Below are 1,133 nucleotides of genomic sequence, written 5' to 3' on the forward strand. Positions count from 1 at the left end.
TTTTTCCAGAACAGGGAGCACCCATAACGACTATTATTTTTTTCATATCACTCGTCAGCAGCCCCATTCTTATTAATATTTACAAATATATTGCCATCGTCTGTTGCTGGAAGGTCTAGTTTATCTCGTGCCTCATTTCTAGTTAAAACTCCACCAGAATAACCAGCAGCGGCCATTGTTTGTTGGTCTTGCGGGTCTAAACTAAGCAATTTATCGGTATTGAAGTTAAATGTTTTATCTAACTTGAAAGCTAACTCACTTGTAAAGCAATCAAAATAATGCTGCAAAGTACCTTTAAGATATTGAATATTACTTTGCTCGGTGTTTGAGTGCTCATTCTCTAAGCCTAACCGTTCAACTGGTAACTGAAATGCCTTAGCAATTTGTCTAGTTGTCCAGTCATTAGAGTTGACCAGTTTTAAAACATCAGTATTAATTTGTAAATTTGAAACGTCCATACCATCATCAACCACAACGGAATTAAGTGAGTTATTTCCTGTTGTCGCTTCATCAAATTTCTTCCTAATGTTTTCCTTAGCATCTTTCCCCAAATCTGATTGGTGGACTTTCACAATTGTTGTGCCATGAACTCCCTGATTAAAGAAACCAGTCAACAATTTATTTCCAGCGGACTGAATATTTTGTTCATCTTTTAATGAATACAATGGACTAATACCAGTAACTCCATCTCTAGTGAAATACTTGAAATGAAGTATGCTGACAGGCGCAATCTGCTGCTTAGTTCGTCCATCAGGTGAGTAAGTGTATGTTAAAACTCCACTCACATCATCTTGTTCAACAACCATTTTGTTATTGGGTATGAATTTAAGTTGGTTGCCTGGTAAAATCTGTGCAAATGAATTACCATTCAGCAACATATTTACCGCCAAAGCATATTTAAAGTGATAACCGTCCATAATACTGTTTGGCTTTGAGTTAATCATCTTATCTATTGCATCAGTACCACATAAGATTGGATTACTTGCAATATCACTCGCAATGATATTAATTGCTGCGAATATGTCGGAATTTTTTAGTACGCTGGCACTTACAAATGTATTTGTATTGTCACTCGACAAACTTACCAACGCATCTAAAAACGGATCTTGTGTTGTGCTTGTGGTCTTGGTTGT

At 36.4% G+C, this 1,133-nt stretch carries 1 protein-coding gene; it reads right to left on the reverse strand.

What is annotated here, in order from left to right; genetic code table 11:
• Window positions 1–47: 47 nt before the first annotated feature.
• A partial coding sequence (locus FC81_RS09390) for a phage portal protein (protein ID WP_057746201.1) occupies window positions 48–1,133 on the reverse strand: 1,086 nt, incomplete at its 5' end.

It is taken from the genome of Liquorilactobacillus capillatus DSM 19910 (assembly GCF_001434915.1).
In the GTDB taxonomy this organism is placed as follows: Bacteria; Bacillota; Bacilli; order Lactobacillales; family Lactobacillaceae; genus Liquorilactobacillus; species Liquorilactobacillus capillatus.